General features: G+C 64.2%; 16 protein-coding genes. 11 read left to right on the top strand and 5 right to left on the bottom strand.

The genetic code is table 11. The annotated features are described in order from the left end of the window. Positions 1–340: 340 nt before the first annotated feature. Together AC0L3S_RS35660 and AC0L3S_RS35655 are read left to right on the top strand one after the other, a co-directional pair. Positions 341–934 carry a L,D-transpeptidase gene (locus tag AC0L3S_RS35660; protein WP_247426781.1) on the top strand — a complete coding sequence of 198 codons (594 nt, stop codon included), beginning with the start codon at positions 341–343 and terminating at the stop codon, positions 932–934. 54 nt (positions 935–988) lie between these two features. Then, a complete protein-coding gene (locus AC0L3S_RS35655) occupies positions 989–2,026 on the top strand; it encodes an amino acid ABC transporter substrate-binding protein (RefSeq protein ID WP_035975288.1) in 1,038 nt (345 codons plus the stop codon). 281 nt (positions 2,027–2,307) lie between these two features. On the opposite strand, the gene AC0L3S_RS35650 is transcribed toward AC0L3S_RS35655, so the two are convergent. Beyond that, positions 2,308–3,447: an acyl-CoA dehydrogenase family protein gene (locus AC0L3S_RS35650; protein WP_473284507.1), complete on the bottom strand. Its 1,140-nt coding sequence runs from the start codon at positions 3,445–3,447 to the stop codon at positions 2,308–2,310. A 145-nt stretch (positions 3,448–3,592) separates the two neighbouring features. Next, positions 3,593–4,804 carry an acyl-CoA dehydrogenase family protein gene (locus AC0L3S_RS35645; RefSeq protein WP_473284505.1) on the bottom strand — a complete coding sequence of 404 codons (1,212 nt, stop codon included), beginning with the start codon at positions 4,802–4,804 and terminating at the stop codon, positions 3,593–3,595. A 137-nt stretch (positions 4,805–4,941) separates the two neighbouring features. On the opposite strand from AC0L3S_RS35645, the gene AC0L3S_RS35640 reads away from it, so the two are divergent. Further along, positions 4,942–5,487 (top strand): carboxymuconolactone decarboxylase family protein, encoded by a 546-nt coding sequence (locus AC0L3S_RS35640; RefSeq protein ID WP_473284503.1) that lies wholly within the window; start codon positions 4,942–4,944, stop codon positions 5,485–5,487. A 90-nt stretch (positions 5,488–5,577) separates the two neighbouring features. After that, on the top strand, positions 5,578–6,072 hold the full coding sequence (locus AC0L3S_RS35635; protein WP_219678950.1) for a VOC family protein: 495 nt from the start codon (positions 5,578–5,580) through the stop codon (positions 6,070–6,072). 97 nt (positions 6,073–6,169) lie between these two features. Here the strand turns inward: AC0L3S_RS35635 and AC0L3S_RS35630 are convergent, their stop codons facing one another. After that, complete coding sequence (locus tag AC0L3S_RS35630) at positions 6,170–7,408, bottom strand: MFS transporter (protein WP_473284501.1); 1,239 nt, start codon at positions 7,406–7,408, stop codon at positions 6,170–6,172. A gap of 141 nt (positions 7,409–7,549) precedes the next feature. Then, on the bottom strand, positions 7,550–8,797 hold the full coding sequence (locus tag AC0L3S_RS35625; RefSeq protein ID WP_473284499.1) for an MFS transporter: 1,248 nt from the start codon (positions 8,795–8,797) through the stop codon (positions 7,550–7,552). 208 nt (positions 8,798–9,005) lie between these two features. Here AC0L3S_RS35625 and AC0L3S_RS35620 point away from each other — a divergent pair, with 208 nt between their 5' ends. Beyond that, a complete protein-coding gene (locus AC0L3S_RS35620; RefSeq protein WP_473284497.1) occupies positions 9,006–11,075 on the top strand; it encodes a prolyl oligopeptidase family serine peptidase in 2,070 nt (689 codons plus the stop codon). Positions 11,076–11,230: 155 nt separating this feature from the next. Next, a complete protein-coding gene (locus AC0L3S_RS35615; protein ID WP_473284495.1) occupies positions 11,231–12,055 on the top strand; it encodes an alpha/beta fold hydrolase in 825 nt (274 codons plus the stop codon). Between the two features lie 244 nt (positions 12,056–12,299). Here AC0L3S_RS35615 and AC0L3S_RS35610 read toward each other — a convergent pair whose 3' ends face one another. Next, on the bottom strand, positions 12,300–12,974 hold the full coding sequence (locus tag AC0L3S_RS35610; protein WP_473284493.1) for a DUF938 domain-containing protein: 675 nt from the start codon (positions 12,972–12,974) through the stop codon (positions 12,300–12,302). A 258-nt stretch (positions 12,975–13,232) separates the two neighbouring features. On the opposite strand from AC0L3S_RS35610, the gene soxX reads away from it, so the two are divergent. Genes soxX through AC0L3S_RS35585 form a run of 5 tightly spaced genes read left to right on the top strand, consistent with a single transcriptional unit; the run spans position 13,233 to position 15,608 of the window. Next, positions 13,233–13,586 carry a sulfur oxidation c-type cytochrome SoxX gene (soxX, locus tag AC0L3S_RS35605; RefSeq protein ID WP_473284491.1) on the top strand — a complete coding sequence of 118 codons (354 nt, stop codon included), beginning with the start codon at positions 13,233–13,235 and terminating at the stop codon, positions 13,584–13,586. Positions 13,587–13,624: 38 nt separating this feature from the next. Next, positions 13,625–14,116: a thiosulfate oxidation carrier protein SoxY gene (soxY, locus tag AC0L3S_RS35600; RefSeq protein ID WP_473284489.1), complete on the top strand. Its 492-nt coding sequence runs from the start codon at positions 13,625–13,627 to the stop codon at positions 14,114–14,116. Between the two features lie 15 nt (positions 14,117–14,131). Continuing rightward, on the top strand, positions 14,132–14,443 hold the full coding sequence (soxZ, locus tag AC0L3S_RS35595) for a thiosulfate oxidation carrier complex protein SoxZ (protein WP_473284487.1): 312 nt from the start codon (positions 14,132–14,134) through the stop codon (positions 14,441–14,443). Further along, complete coding sequence (gene soxA, locus AC0L3S_RS35590) at positions 14,443–15,306, top strand: sulfur oxidation c-type cytochrome SoxA (protein ID WP_007598012.1); 864 nt, start codon at positions 14,443–14,445, stop codon at positions 15,304–15,306. Before soxZ ends, soxA begins: the two co-directional genes overlap by 1 nt. Continuing rightward, entirely contained in the window at positions 15,303–15,608 is a 306-nt protein-coding gene (locus AC0L3S_RS35585; protein ID WP_473284485.1) for a hypothetical protein, read from the top strand. The genes soxA and AC0L3S_RS35585 overlap by 4 nt, the downstream gene beginning before the upstream one ends. Positions 15,609–15,643: the final 35 nt, after the last annotated feature.

Here is a 15,643-nt window from a genome sequence, read left to right as displayed (position 1 = left end):
GCGCCTTGGCCGGTGGCCACCGGCCAAGGCGCTAAGTCACTTCCATCGCACAAATGCTGGCCGTGCAGATACAAGGGTTCTCTCCTCTGGGGGAGTCTTTCTGCGGAGACACCCTCTCCCCGACCCTCCCCCGTAAGCGGGGGAGGGAGCGCATCGACTTCTCGGCGGTAATCTGAGCTTTTCGCGCCATCCCCTGTTTGTGGCATTGCCGACGGTCCGTCAAAAAACCAAAGCATTCTCGTGACATACCAGCCGGGCGCGCCATCAACTTGCCATGAAGCTGCCGCTGGGTTCAGATGGTTCCGAACGAAATTCGCTGTGGCAGTGGGGAGAGCTTGAAATGACGGATTTTCGTCGCCTGACCGGGATGTTTGTGGCTGCGATCGGCCTGATCCTGTCCGCGCCCCATGCCTACGCCCAGCAGCCCGACCGCGGCGACGAGCCGGGCCTGGTCGCCGACGATGCCTTCGAGCTCGATCCGGAATGGCAGAAGCAGGTCGTCTACTTCCGCACCACCGAAGCGCCCGGCACCCTCATCATCTCGACCGCCGAACGGCATCTCTATCTGGTGCAGCCCGGCGGTCGTGCGATCCGCTACGGCATCGGCGTCGGCCGCGATGGCTTTCAGTGGCAGGGGCTGGTGAACATCACCAACAAGAAGGAGTGGCCGGATTGGACGCCGCCGCCGGAGATGATCCAGCGCCAGCCCTATCTGCCGCGCTTCATGGCCGGCGGCCCCGGCAATCCGCTCGGCGCGCGCGCCATGTATCTGGGCACCACCGTTTATCGGATCCACGGCACCAATCGGCCCGACACGATCGGCACCAAGGTCTCCTCGGGCTGCTTCCGGCTCGTCAACCGTGACGTCGCCGATCTCTACGATCGCGTCCCTGTCGGCACCAAGGTGGTCATCCGGCAGAAGCCCGAACTCTGATCTTCTCGCCCTGGCGAATATTCCTTTTCCCGATTATTTCGAGAGAGCAACATGATGCGCACTTTTCGTGGCGGCCTGCTGATCGGGCTCGCAGTCGCCGTGCTGGTCGCCGTCCTGGCCATCATCTATGAATTCTACGACACCCGCACCCTGAAGCGCACCGTCCGCCGCGGCGAGGTGCTGTGCGGCGTCAACAAGGGCCTGCCGGGCTTCTCGATCCCCGACGACAAGGGCAACTGGACCGGCTTCGACGTCGATTTCTGCCGCGCTGTCGCGTCGGCGATCTTCAACGACCCGAGCAAGGCGAAATTCGTCGCGCTCGATGCCAGCGAGCGCTTCAAGGAATTGCAGAGCCGGAAGGTGGACATCCTCTCACGCAACTCGACCTGGAGCATGGCGCGCGAGCTCGACTACGATCTCTATTTCCCCGCGGTCGCCTATTACGACGGCGCAGGCTTCATGCTGCCGCGTGCGCGCAACAAGGAAACCGCGCTGGACCTGACCGGCAGCAAGGTCTGCGTCCAGACCGGGACCACCACGGCGCTCAACGTCGCGGATTACTTCCGTGCCAACAACATGAAGTATGAAGAGATGAAGTTCGACAAGCTGGACGACGTGGTGAAAGCCTACGATACCGGCAAATGCGACACGCTCTCCGCCGACGTCTCCCAGCTCTACGCGCTGCGGATCAACCTGTCGAAGCCCGGCGACCACATGATCCTGCCGGACATGATCTCCAAGGAGCCGCTCGCGCCCGTCGTGCGCCAGCGCGACGACGACTGGATGATGATCGTGAAGTGGACGCTGTACGCGATGATCAACGCCGAGGAGCTCGGCGTCTCCTCGGAGAACATCGACGAGGCCCTGAAGTCGAAGAAGCCGGAAGTGATGCGGCTGGTCGGCACCGAGGGCAATTACGGCGAGCAGCTCGGCCTCACCAAGGATTGGGTGGTCCGCATCATCCGCCACGTCGGCAATTACGGCGAGATGTACGAGCGCAACATCGGCGAGAAATCGAAGCTGAAGATCCCGCGCGGCATGAACCAGCTGTGGAATGCGGGCGGCGTGCAGTATGCACCGCCGGTGAGGTAAGGAGCTCTATCCGCCGACATTGCGAGCGAAGCGAAGCAATCCAGAGTCTTTCCAAGGCGACGGTCTGGATTGCTTCGTCGCAACTGCTCCTCGCAATGACGAGCTTGGGGCAGGCGCGCTATCCACAATCTCAACTGTCATCGCCCGGCTTGACCGGGCGATCCAGTATTCCAGAGACGGTTGTGATCAATCGAGAGGCCGCGGCGTACTGGGTCGCCCGGTCAAGCCGGGCGACGACACCGCCTGTGAGGCGACGCCCTGGACCTCACACCCGTCTCGCCTCAATACCCCCGCGCCCGCGCCAGCTGCTCGGTGTGGTAGTTCGCGTCCCCGAATAATTCCTCGCACACGCGCGCGCGCTTCATGAAGAAGCCGATGTCGAACTGGTCGGTCATGCCCATGCCGCCATGCATCTGCACGCCTTCCTGCACCGCGCGCGTGGCGGTGGTGCCGGCGCGGGCCTTTGCCACTGCGACACTTGATGCGGCCTTGGCGACGTCCGTATCGAGCGCTTGCAGCGCCTTCATTACGGCGGCGCGGGTGATCTCGATGTCGACATAGAGCTCGGCGGCGCGGTGCTGCAGCGCCTGGAATTCGCCGATCAGCTTGCCGAATTGCTTGCGGCTCTTGAGGTACTCGACGGTGCGGTCGAACACTTCTTCGCTCAAGCCGACCATTTCGGAGGCCACCGCGCCGCGCCCGATATCGAGCACGCCGTCGAGCAGTGCGCCACCCTGGTCGATTTCGCCGAGCACGCTGTCGGCATCGAGCTCGACATTGGCAAGCTCGATCCGCGCCGCATTGTGCGCGTCGACCATGATGGTGCGCTCGATCGCAACGCCCTTGGCCTTGGGGTTGACCAGGAACAGCGTCAGCCCCTCGCGCTCGCCGGCCGAACCCGCAGTGCGCGCAGCGACGATGATGAGATCGGCGACGTGACCGTCGACCACCAGCGCCTTGGCGCCGGAGAGCCTGAAACCGTTGCCGGCGCGCACGGCCTGGAGGTTGGTCTGAAGCGGGCGATGTTTTGCGCCCTCGTCGATCGCGAGCGTCGCCAGCAGGGAGCCGTTGGAAATCTTCGGCAGATACTCCGACTTCTGCGCGACATTGCCGCCACGGTTCAGCGCCGAGGCCGCGACCACGCTGGTGGCGAGGAAGGGCGACGGCATCAGCGTGCGGCCGATCTCCTCCATCACCACGCCGGCCTCGACATAGCCAAGACCGCTGCCGCCGAACTCTTCCGGCACCAGCAAGCCGGCAAAACCCATCTCGGCGAAGGAATGCCAAAACTCCCTGGAGAAGCCGGTGGGGTCCTTGCTGTCGCGCAGATGCCGCAAATGCGACACCGGCGCCTTGTCGCTGATCAGCCCGCGCGCGCTGTCGCGGAGCATCGATTGTTCTTCGGTGAGGACGAGGGCCATGGGTGCGTTCCGATTCGAAATCTGTTTTGTCTTGGTCATTCCGGGATGGCCCGAAGGGCCAGGCCCGGAATCCATCAGGCGGCATATACGCGGTGAAATGGATTCCGGGCTCGCGCTTCGCGCGCCCCCGGAATGACGGGAAATCTTACGCCCCCGGCAGATCGAGGATGCGCTTGGCGACGATGCCGAGCATGACCTCGGTGGTGCCGCCCTCGATCGAGTTGGCCTTGGTCCGCAGCCAGGCGCGCGGACGCGCTCCTTGCTTCGAACGTTCGCTCTCCCATTCCAGTGCATCGACGCCACCGGCCGACATCAGGATCTCGTAGCGGCGCTTGTTCAGCTCGGTGCCGTAATATTTCATTGCCGACGAGAACGCCGGATGCGCCTGACCCGCCTTGGCGAGATCGACCGCGCGCTCGGCGCAGGCTGCAAGGGCAGCTTCATCGACATCGAAGCTGGCAATGCGGCCACGCAGCATCGCATCGTCGAGCCGCCCCAGCGCATCGGTGCCGACGGAATCGGCCGCGATCTGGCCCAGTGGACGGCCGACGCCGCGCTCGCCCATGCCTGATATCATCGCGCGCTCGTGCTGGAGCAGATATTTGGCGACGTCCCAGCCGCGATTGACGGTGCCGACCACGTGCGATTTCGGCACGCGGACATTGTCGAAGAACGTCTCGCAGAACGGCGAGTAGCCGGAGATCAGAAGGATCGGCTTGGTCGTCACGCCCTTCGAGGTCATGTCGAACAGGATGAAGCTGATGCCGTCATGCTTCTTCGCGGCGGGATCGGTGCGGACGAGGCAGAAGATCCAGTCGGCGTAGTTGGCGTAGGACGTCCAGATCTTCGACCCCGTGATGACGAAATCGTCGCCGTCGCTCTCGGCGCGGGTCTGGAGCGAGGCGAGATCGGAGCCGGCGTTCGGCTCGGAATAACCCTGACACCAGCGGATCAGGCCAGCCGCGATCTTCGGCAGATGCTCCTTCTTCTGCGCATCGTTGCCGTATTTCAGCAGCGCCGGCCCGAGCATCCAGATGCCGAAGCTCGACAGCGGGGGCCGCGCGCCGATTCGTCCCATCTCCGCGCGCAGCACCTTGTGCTCGGCGGCGCTCAGGCCACCGCCGCCATATTCCTTCGGCCAATCGGGCACGGTCCAGCCCTTGTCGCGCATGCGCTCGAACCAGATGCGCTGCGGCTCCGACGAGAATTTTGCGTTACGTCCGCCCCAGAACACGTCGGCGTCGGAGGTCGCGGGCTTGCGCATCTCCGGCGGGCAATTGGCTTCCAACCAGGCGCGCGTTTCGCTGCGGAATGTTTCGAGATCGGCGGTCTCAGTCTCGCTCGTTTTGTCGCTCATGGATCGTTTCCATCAATCTATATCGGCTTGTTGAGCTCGACTCTGGGCCATCGTCTCGTGGAATTCAACCACTTCCGTGTCACGCATCCGCTATAGTCGCCGCGACGGCGAAGCTTGAAAACAAAGAGGAAACAACAATGCGCCTGAAGTTTCTTTCGCCTGGCGAAATGAACGAGAGCCAGCGGCAGACCTATGACGAGTCGATTGCCGGCAAGCGCGGCAAGCCGCCCGCGCCGATGATGGCCTGGCTGAACAGCCCCGACATGGCCCGTCACGCCACGCGGCTCGGCGAGGTCCTGCGCTACGATACGATCTTCCCTGCGAAGCTCTCGGAGATCGCGATCCTGGTGACGGCGCGGCACTGGACCGCGCATTACGAATGGTACGCGCACAAGCGCCTCGCGCTTGCCGGCGGCATGAAGCCCGACATCATCGACGCGATCCGCGACCGCCGCACGCCTGTCTTCGACGATCCCAAGGGCAAGATGATCTACGACGTCGCGAAGTCGCTGCATGAGGGCCACGGCGTCGAGAAGGGCCTCTATGATGAGGCGGTGAAGCTGCTCGGCGAGCGCGGCGTGGTCGAGGTGATTGGTCTGTGCGGCTATTACACAATGGTGTCGATGACGCTGAACACGTTCGAGTTCGAGCTGCCGGAGGGCGAGGTGCGGGAGCTCTCATAGTTTCGCGTAAGGAAACGATGGGTTTCGGGATAGGCCGGTAGCAGCATCCCGGGGCCGGACCTATGTGGAGTTCATCAACGGAGCAGCCGCATGTCGCAGAACCAAGCCGTCGCCGCCGGCACCAGGATCGGCCACGTTCACCTCAAGGTCGCTGATCTCGATCGGGCGCTCGGTTTCTATTGCGGCGTGCTGGGCTTCGAACTGATGCAGCGCATGGGCTCGGGCGCCGCCTTCATCTCGGCCGGCGGCTATCATCACCACATCGGGCTCAACACCTGGGAGAGCAAGGGCGGCTCGCCGCCACCGCCGGGCACGACCGGGCTCTATCACACCGCGATCCTCTATCCGACGCGACCCGCGCTGGCGGATGCGCTGCACCGCGTGCTCTCGGCCGGCATTGCGCTCGACGGGGCGAGCGACCATGGCGTGTCCGAAGCGCTCTATTTGCGCGATCCGGACCAGAACGGCGTGGAGCTGTATTGGGACAAGCCGCGGGAGCAATGGCCGTTCGGGCCGGATGGCAAGCTCGCGATGTTCACGAAGCGGCTGGATGTGGACGGGCTGCTGAAGCAGCGCGAGGCCTAGTCTCGTAGGGTGGGCAAAGCGAAGCGTGCCCACCAAATCTCGCGAGGGCAAGTGGAGAATCAGATGGTGGGCACGGCGCGATGCGCCTTTGCCCACCCTACGAAAGCTTTGCTCGCGGCTTCCCCCGCACCATGATCAGCGCCGCCGCCACAACCTCCAGCGCAATACACAGATAGAACGGCAGCTCATAGCCACCGGAGAAATCGCGCAGAAGGCCGACCACGCCAGGGCCGAACGCATAGGTCACCTGGTTGATTGCGGTGTTGAGGCTGATCAGCACGCCGAACGAGGCGGAATCGAACTCCTGCTGCACGATCAGCGACGGCAGCGTGATGAGATTGCCGACCGAGAAGCCGAACAATGCGCAGGCGGCGATCAGCACGTAATCATTGTGCATATTGATGACGACGAGAAGCGCCACGGCCTGGCTCAGGAACGACAGCGCCGAGGCGAGCCGCTGGTTGAGGCGGTCGATCACCAGCGAGAACAGCACCCGGCCGATCACCGCCATCGCGGTCAGCACCGCAACCGCGACGGCCGCCCGCTCGCGCCCGATCACGGGATCGAGGAACGAGATCAGGTGGACGATGAAGCCGACCTGCGCGAACAGCACCAAGGCAAAAGCAATGGTCACGGTGAGGAAGCCGACATCGCGCAACGCCTGGCTGCGGATCTGCGCCGACGATTGCGGCTTCGCCTTCGTCGCGGCGCGCCGGCCATGGAGATCAGGCGGGCGGCCGACGACAATCAGGATCACCGGCACGAGCAGCACGAGCATGGCGCCGGCGACGATAAACATCGCACTGGTGAAGCCGACATGGCCGATCAACGTCACCAGCAGCGGCACGCCGACGATGCCGCCGAAGCTTGCGCCATTCAGCGCGAGACTGATGGCCATGCCGCGCTTGTGGTCGAACCACAGGCTGATCGTGTTGGTGATCATGGCCAAACTGGTACCGGCCCAACCGAAGGCGAGCGCGGCGTTGGCGAGATAAAGCTGCCACGGCTCGCGCACCGCGCCGATCGCGACCGCCGCGGCCGACATCGCCAGCGTACCCGCGATCAGGCCGAGACGCGGGCCGTATTTGTTGACGGCCTCGCCGACGAAAACGACGAGCAGCGCGCCGAACAGATAGAAGAACGTCGTGCCGGACGAGATCAGCGAGGCCGACCAGCCGTGCGCGCGCTGGAGCTCGGCGACATAGACGCTCTGGCCGTAGAAGCCGAGCCCCCAGCCGAAGGTCGCGAGCAGGAAGCAGACCGCAACGATGCGCCAGCCTTCGTAGCGGAGGGAGGATTCGTCGATGGATACGTCGTGCCGGGGATTGTCGAGCATTTGCGCTTGTCCTTGGTTTCCCCCGCGAGCGCCTTGCATCACGCCCGCCTGTTCATGACGAGCATCATGTAACAACCCAAGCCCCGGAAATCACTTCGACCTGGATCGAACTATCAACGCTGCTGACAGCCTCCCGCCATCTCAGATCGCGTCCGGGAACTCACCCATGGCCGCGTCCAGCCGCGCTTTGCGGCGGCGGGCAAAGGAGGCCAGCGAGAGCACGGCGAGGCCGAGCAGCACCGGCGGAAACACCACCATGTTCACCGCGGACCAGCCGTAACTGGCGAGCAATTGGCCGGACGAGAACGAGCCTATCGCCATCATGCCGAACACCAGGAAATCGTTGAAAGCCTGCACCTTGTTGCGCTCCTGCGGCCGGTGCGTCTCCAGCACCAGCGCGGAGGCGCCGATGAAGGAGAAATTCCACCCCACACCAAGCACGATCAGCGTGGCCCAGAAATGCATCGCGGTGATGCCGGACAGGCCGATGCCGGCGGCGCCGGCCTCCAGCAGCAGGCCGGCGGCAACGACCTTCCGCGCGCCGAAGCGGGCGATCAGCGCGCCCGTGAAGAAGCTCGGCCCGTACATGGCGACGATGTGCCATTGGATGCCGAAATTGGAATCGGAAACGTTCAAGCCGCACAGCTTCATGGCGAGCGGCGCCGAGGTCATCACCAGATTCATCATGGGATATGAGATGACGCCGCACAGCGCCGCCGCGATGAAACGCGGCTGGGTCACGATCTCGAGCAGCGGCCGCCCGCCGTGAAGATCGGCCGGTGCCGGTTTCGGCATGTCGACCCCCGCGACGATGCCCATCGCGATGAGCGCGACGGCAGCCTGGACCAGAAAGCTGAAGGCGAACAGATAAGGCTGCCAGACATCCATGGTCCATTGCACGAGCTGCGGACCGAGCACGCCGGCGAACACGCCGCCCGCCATCACCCAGGACACCGCCTTGGGCCGATAGGCTGCACTGGCGCCGTCGGCGGCAGCGAAGCGATAGGACTGCGCCACCGCGCCGTAGAGGCCGCCGAGAAAAGTCGCGACACAGAACAGCGCGAACGAAGCGTGCAGGATCGCGAAGCAGCCGAGCAGACCGGTCAGCGCACCCACACCGGTGCCGACGATGAAAGCGACGCGGCGGCCGAAGCGGCGCGAGATCGCGCCGGTCGGCAGCGTGCCGGCGGCGAGGCCGAGCACATACATCGAGATCGGCACGGTCGCGAACGAGACGTCGGGCGCGAGCGTCGCGCCGACGATCGCGCCGGTGGCGAAGATCACCGCAGAGTTGGCGCCGGTCAGCGCTTGCGCGGCGGCAAGGCGCACCACATTGGCGCGCACGCGGGCGTCGGCGGCGATCTCATTGGCTGCAGTCACATCCAGCATCGGTATTTCCGCCCCAACGGGCTTTTAAGTGCTTCCAAGGGGCTCGCTTGATTCCCGGCACTATGGCGGGGCGCGGGAGGGCGGGCAACCGGCGCAAACGGGCGCAGGCCATGTCTCTGACGCAATCGGGCCGATGATAACGGGCCGCGCACTTGACGGCTTGCGCTCGATCAAATCCTATCCGCCGCAACCTTCCGGAGTTTCGTTCATGTCCGTCGACGACAGGCCTACGCTCAGTGCTCCCGATGACGATCCCTGGCTCTGGCTGGAGGAGATCGAAGGCAAGCAGGCGCTCGATTTCGTCACGCGGCAGAACAGCCTGACGCTCGAGGCGTTCGGCGGAGCGGCCTTCGCGCGCGACCGCGACATCCTCGCGGCGATCTACGATCGTCCCGACAACATTCCCTATGTCAGCCGGCGCGGCGACGAACTGCACAATCTCTGGAAGGATGCCACCAACCCGCGCGGCCTGTGGCGGAAGACTTCGCTCGCGGAGTTTCGCAAATCGCATCCGGCGTGGGAGATCATGCTGGACGTCGACCAGCTCGCCGCACGCGAAGGCGAGGACTGGCTGCTGAGCGGCATCACCACGCGGCCGGGAAGCGCGCGCGCCATTTTGGGCCTGTCGCGCGGTGGCAGCGACGCCGTCACCTTGCGGGAATTCGACCTCGACACCAGGAGTTTCGTGGCGGACGGATTTGCGCTGTCGGAAGCCAAGGGCGGCGCCGATTGGCTCGATGCCGACACGCTGCTGCTGTCGAGCGCCCATGGTGAGGGCATGGCGACGAGTTCGGGATATTCGCGGACGGTTCGCCTGTGGCGGCGCGGCCAGCCTGTCGATCAGGCGCAGGTGATCATCGAGACCACGGCCGATCATATGGCGATCTCCGGCATCGTCGACGACACCGCTGCGGCCCCGCGCAGCTGGATCGTCGACCAGATCGACTTCTTCAATCATGCGCTCTGGCTGCGCGATGCAGACGGCGCGACGACGAAGCTCGATCTGCCGACCGGCATCTGGTTGCAGGCGCATGGCGACTGGTTCGCGATGAAGCTGCGCGAAGCCTGGTCGATCGAGGGAAAAGCCTATGCCGCCGACACCGTGCTCGGCATGTCGCTCTCGGCCTTCCTCGCCGGCAGCCGCGATTTCGCGGTGCTGTTCGAGCCGGAACCTCGCCGCGCCTTGCAAGGTCTGTTCTGGGCCGGGGGCAGGCTGGTGCTATCGATCCTCGACGAGCTCCAGCCGCAATTCGAGATCTGTACGCCGTCCGCCACAAGCTGGAGCCGCGAGAAACTCGGTGGCCTGCCGCAGATCGGCGTCGTCGACATCTGGCCGCTGGATCGCCATCCCTCCGAGAGCAATGGCGACCTGCTTGCGAATGTGCAGGATCCGCTGACGCCGCCGTCGCTGCTGCTGATCGAGCGCGGCGTCGCGAGCCCGACCGTGTTGAAGCAGGCGCCTAAAACATTCAACGCCGACGGCCTCATGGTGACCCAGCACGAGGCGATCTCGATCGACGGCGAGCGTATCCCCTATGTGCAGACCGGCCCTGTTGGCGAGACCGGCGATGCACCGGTCTATATGAGCGCCTATGGCGGCTTCGCCCATTCGGTGAAGCCGTATTACAATCCGTCACTCGGCAAGCTGTGGCTGGAGCGCGGCGGCACGACGGTGCAGGCGAATTTGCGCGGCGGCGGCGAATTCGGCACGCGCTGGCACGATGCCGGCCGGCTCGCCGGCAAGAAACTGTCGCACGATGATTTCGCAGCCGTTGCCGCCGATCTCGTCCGCCGCGGGGTGACGACGGCAAAGCGCATTGCCGCGCAGGGTGGATCGAACGGCGGCATCCTCATCACCAACATGCTGGTGCGATACCCCGAACGTTTCGGCGCGCTGTTCTGCACCATCCCGCTGATCGACATGCGCCGCTACACGAAGCTGCTCGCCGGCGCGAGCTGGATCGCGGAATATGGCGATCCCGACAAGCCGGAGGAGTGGGACTGGCTCAAGACCTACTCCGCCTATCACAACGTCAAAGCCGGCCAGCCCTATCCGCCGATCCTGATCGCCACCACGCGGCGCGACGACCGTGTCCATCCCGGGCATGCGCGCAAGATGGCGGCAAAGCTGCAGGCCATGGGCTACGAAGCCTGGTTCTACGAGCCTGAAGCGGGCGGCCACGGCTACGGCAAGGACAACAAGGAGCGCGCGGGGTTTGAGGTGATCGGTTTTCGGTTCTTGAAAGAGAAGATCGGGTGGAAGGACGGCGAGGGCTGACGGGCGCGAAGCGTCGGGTTCGATACGCCGCTTTGCGATGGCGCCGCTTCGAAGATCGACATTCGCAATCCGCCTATGCGGGCAAGCCGGGTTCTTGGCTCGATCGATCCCTTCTACGCTCATTGGCGAAATCGTCAGTTTGGGACATGTAGTTCATGCAATTCATTGCGTCCGGCCGCGCCAGGCTTGCAACCGAGGTGATGGGCGACGGCACTGCCATCGTCTTTCTTCATGCCAACGTGTGCGACCGGCGCATGTGGCGCACCCAATTGGATGGAATCGGCGCCACCAACAAGGCGGTCGCCTATGACCGACGCGGGTTTGGCGAAACTCGCGCCGAGCCGGAGGACTTTTCCGCCCTCGCGGACCTCGTTGCGGTGCTGGAGGCGACCGCAGACGGCAAGCCCGCAATCCTCGTTGGTTGCTCCCTTGGAGGCCGCATCGCACTCGGTGCAGCCCTCCGACACACATCGCGTGTTCGCGCCCTCGTCCTGATTGCTCCGAATGTCGCAGGCGCGCCCGATCCGGTCTACACGCCCGACATCGAGACGCTGATGGCGCAGTCGAAGGAGGCCGAGGCGTCCGGCGACCTCGATCGATTGAACGCGATGAAGGCGCGTCTCTGGCTGGATGGACCGCTCGCGCCCGAAGGTCGTGTCGCGGGTCCCGCGCGCGATCTGCTCCTCGACATGAACGGCATCGCGCTCCGCTCCCCACCGTTCGGATCGGACATTGATATTCAGCCCTTCTTCCACCGGCTCGGCGATGTCGCAGTACCGACCCTCGTGGTGTGGGGCGACCTCGATTTCCCCTACGTTCAGGAACGCTGTCGCCACATCGCGGCTGTCGTGCCGGGCGCAGAGGCGCACGAAATGCCCGGCGTAGCTCATCTCCCCAGCCTTGAACGCCCGGCGGACACGACGGCTCTCATTTCCGAATTCGTCGCCCGGCGCCTGGGATGCGATGGCGAGGCGCGATAGCGCTGCATTTTCGCGCTCTCACCATCACGGCGTGAGGCGGGCACCATTCTCTCATTCCCTCCCCCCTTGCGGGGGAGGGGCAGGGAGAGGGGTAGCCACACGAGGACTCGCTCGATTTGCGAGCGCGGCACGATCGGAGATGGATAGACCTATTCCTGGGCCACCCCTCTCCCCCGCCCTCCCCCACAAGGGGAGGGAGCGCGCTGCCATCGTGGCGTGCACCCAGGCATAAGTCAGCAGCGCCTCAACCGCGCGAAAACACCAGCGTCAGATTGTTCGCGGGCATCTCGATTGCATCGACGAGGTCGAAGCCTACCGCCTTCGCGAGCTTCTCGACGTCGCTGACATCCCGCACGCCCCAATCAGGATTGCCTTCGCGCAAGGAGGTGTCGAACACGGCGTTGCTGAGTGCGGTGTGCTTGCCGTCGCGCTTGAACGGGCCGTAGAGAAACAGCTTGCCGTCGGCGCGCAGATAACGGCCGGCGCCGGCGAACAGGCCCTCGGCCACGGTCCATGGCGCGATGTGGATGACATTGGCGCAGAACAATGCGGCAAGACTTGACGGCGCCTGCCCGCTTTTCATCTCCGGACACCAATCGGGATCGGTGAGATCGATCCGCAGCGGCGAGCGGATGTTTTTCAGGCCTGAATGAACGCGCCAGGCCTCGATGCTCTTGAGGTGGCGCTGGTTGAGATCGCTGGGCCACCAGATCAGGCCGGGCGTGTGACGGGCGAAGTAGACCACGTGCTGGCCGGTTCCGCTGCCGAGCTCGACCACGTTGCCGGTGCAACCGGCGAGATGCTTTTCCAGTGCCGCCCAGAGCGGCTCGTGATTGCGATGAAATGCCGGTGCGTCAAGCCGCCCATCCGACTCGACCCGACCGCCATCTCTGCCGAATTCGACGACATATTCAGCCAAGTGAGGTCCCCTTGAAAAAACGAGAACGCATTGAAAACAGGTTGAGCGCCCAAACGCTCGGGAAACGCCGGCCCGCGCCACGGCCCTTAACTCTCGGGCCAAATCGGCTGAACAAATAATCTCATTAGTTGCAATGGGGAAGATATTAACTTCATTTTGTCGCGTGCATAGTCTCGATTGTCAGGCGGTGCCCTTTGTGCTTTGGAACGCTTCTATTTCGCGATCTTGACCATCGATATAACGCCTCGGAATGACGCCTTGACCGCCTTTTCCCGGACGCCCGTTCTGTTCATCTTGCTGGCCATTGCCGCCGGCCTCGCCAGCCCGGCGTGGGCGCAGTCCGCTGTGGCCGACGGCCAGAAACTCGCTTTCGACCGCGGCAAGGGCAATTGCCTGACCTGCCATGTCATCCGGGGTGGCGACCTGCCGGGAACGATCGGGCCGGAACTGAAGGACCTCAAGGCCAAGTACCCCGATCGCAACGAGCTGGCCGCGATCATCTTCGACGAGACCAAGCGCAATCCGCGGACCATGATGCCGCCGTTCGGCCGGAACCGGATTTTGACCGAACAGGAGATCAGCGCGATCGTTGATTTCCTGCAGACCCTGTGACTTCAGGCACGCCACGAGATTTGGTTGGGAGACCCGAGATGACCACACTCACCGGCCCAAGCGCGACGCGGCGCCTGATTCTTCAGGGCGCAGCCTCGGTCGCGCTGCTCGGCCTCGGCAATCTGCCGTTCGGCGCCGCTCCCGCGCGCGCTGCGGCCAACGACAAATATCCCGAAGAGGCCTTCAAGCAGAAGGGCGAGGCGGACGCCATCAAGGCGCTGTACGGCAAAACCGCCGAGCCGTCCGATAAGGTCAAGCTGGACGCCCCCGAGATCGCCGAGAACGGCGGCGTGGTGCCGATCTCGGTGACGACGACGCTCGACAAGGTCACCTCGATCTCGTTCTTCGTGGCCGAGAATCCCAGCGCGCTGGCCGCGTCCTACAGGATTCCCGAAGGTACGATCCCTGCTGTCGCCAACCGGCTGAAGATGGCCAAGACCACCAACGTCGTTGCGATCGTGGAGGCCGACGGCAAGCTCTACAGCGCGACCAAAGAGGTCAAGGTCACCGTCGGCGGCTGCGGCGGCTAAGCGAGGAAGATCGAGATGGCATCCAGCATTCGCGTCCGCGCCACCGCCAACGGCGACATCACCGAGGTGCAGGCGCTGATCCAGCACCCCATGGATACCGGCTTCGTCAAGGACGCCAAGGGCGAGCTGATCCCGGCGCATTACATCCAGCAGCTGAAATTCGAATGCAACGGCAAGGATGTCTTCGTTGCCGATTGGGGCACCGCGGTCTCGAAGGACCCCTACGTCAAGTTCGGCTTCAAGGGGGCCAAGAAGGGCGACGATCTCAAGGTCTCCTGGACCGATAACAAGGGTGCGTCGGACACGACCACCGCGAAGATCTCGTGATGAAGGCCCGCACCTCCATCCTGCTTGGTTCGTTGAGCGCCGCGCTGGTCGCGTTGGCCCTCACCTCTCCGCGCGTGGTGGCGGCCGACAAGGTCGATCCCGTCGCCGATGCCAAGGCGTTCCAGAACTTCTTCTTCCAGAAATTCCCAACCGTGAAGCACGAGGATTTCGTCAACGGCCCCTATTCGATGAACGAGGACATGAAGCGGCAGTGGCAGGAGAAGGAGGAATTCCCGCCCTACGAGTTCGCGCTCGACGCCGGCAAGGAAATGTTCGCCACCCCGTTCAAGAACGGCAAGACCTATGCCGACTGTTTCCCGAACGGCGGCATCGGCATCCGCCAGAACTATCCTTATTTCGACGAGAAGGAGGGCAAGGTCGTCACGCTGGAGCTGGCGCTCAACCGCTGCCGCGAGGCCAATGGCGAGGCGCCCTATTCCTACGTCAAGGACGAGATGGCCTCGCTCACCGCCTACATGGCCTTCACCTCGCGCGGCAAGCCGATGGACATCAAGATCCCCGACGATCCGCGCGCGCTCGCGGCATTCGAGAACGGGAAGCGCTATTTCTACACCCGCCGCGGCCAATTGAATTTCTCCTGCGCGAGCTGCCATGTGCAGAGCCCCGGCGAACGTATCCGCGCCGAGATCCTGGCGCCGGCGCTCGGCATTCTGAACGCCATGCCGATCTACCGCTCCGAATGGAGCGGCATGGGCACGACCAGCCGCCGCTTCGTCACCTGCAACAGCCAGACCCGCGCGGTTCCGCTGGAGCCGCAGGCGGATGAATATCGCGACGTCGAATATTTCCTGTCCTACGTCGCAAACGGCCTGCCGATATCGGGACCGGGAGCGCGGCCATGAAGCTGCCCCTTGCTCTCGCCATGCTGCTTGCCCTGAGCCTTGCGCCAGCGGCGCGCGCGGCAAATGAGGCGGACTACAAAACCGCCTATTCCGCAGCCGAAGCTGCCGCGAAGGAGGCTGCCAGCTTGCGCCACCAATGGACCGTGACCGTCTCGACGCTGGCCGCCGCAAAGAAGGCGGCCGATGGCGGCGATTTCGACCGCGCCGTGGCCGCAGCCAGGGAAGCCGAGGCGCTGGCGAAGGCCTCGATCTTCCAGGCGATTTCCGAAAAAGAGGCCTGGAAGGCGATGGAAATCCGCTAGACTGTTCGCTCCTGCAACAGCCTTGCGACCATGAG

The organism is Bradyrhizobium sp. Ken01 (assembly GCF_055807355.1).
This window is presented reverse-complemented; position numbering and strand designations above follow the sequence as displayed.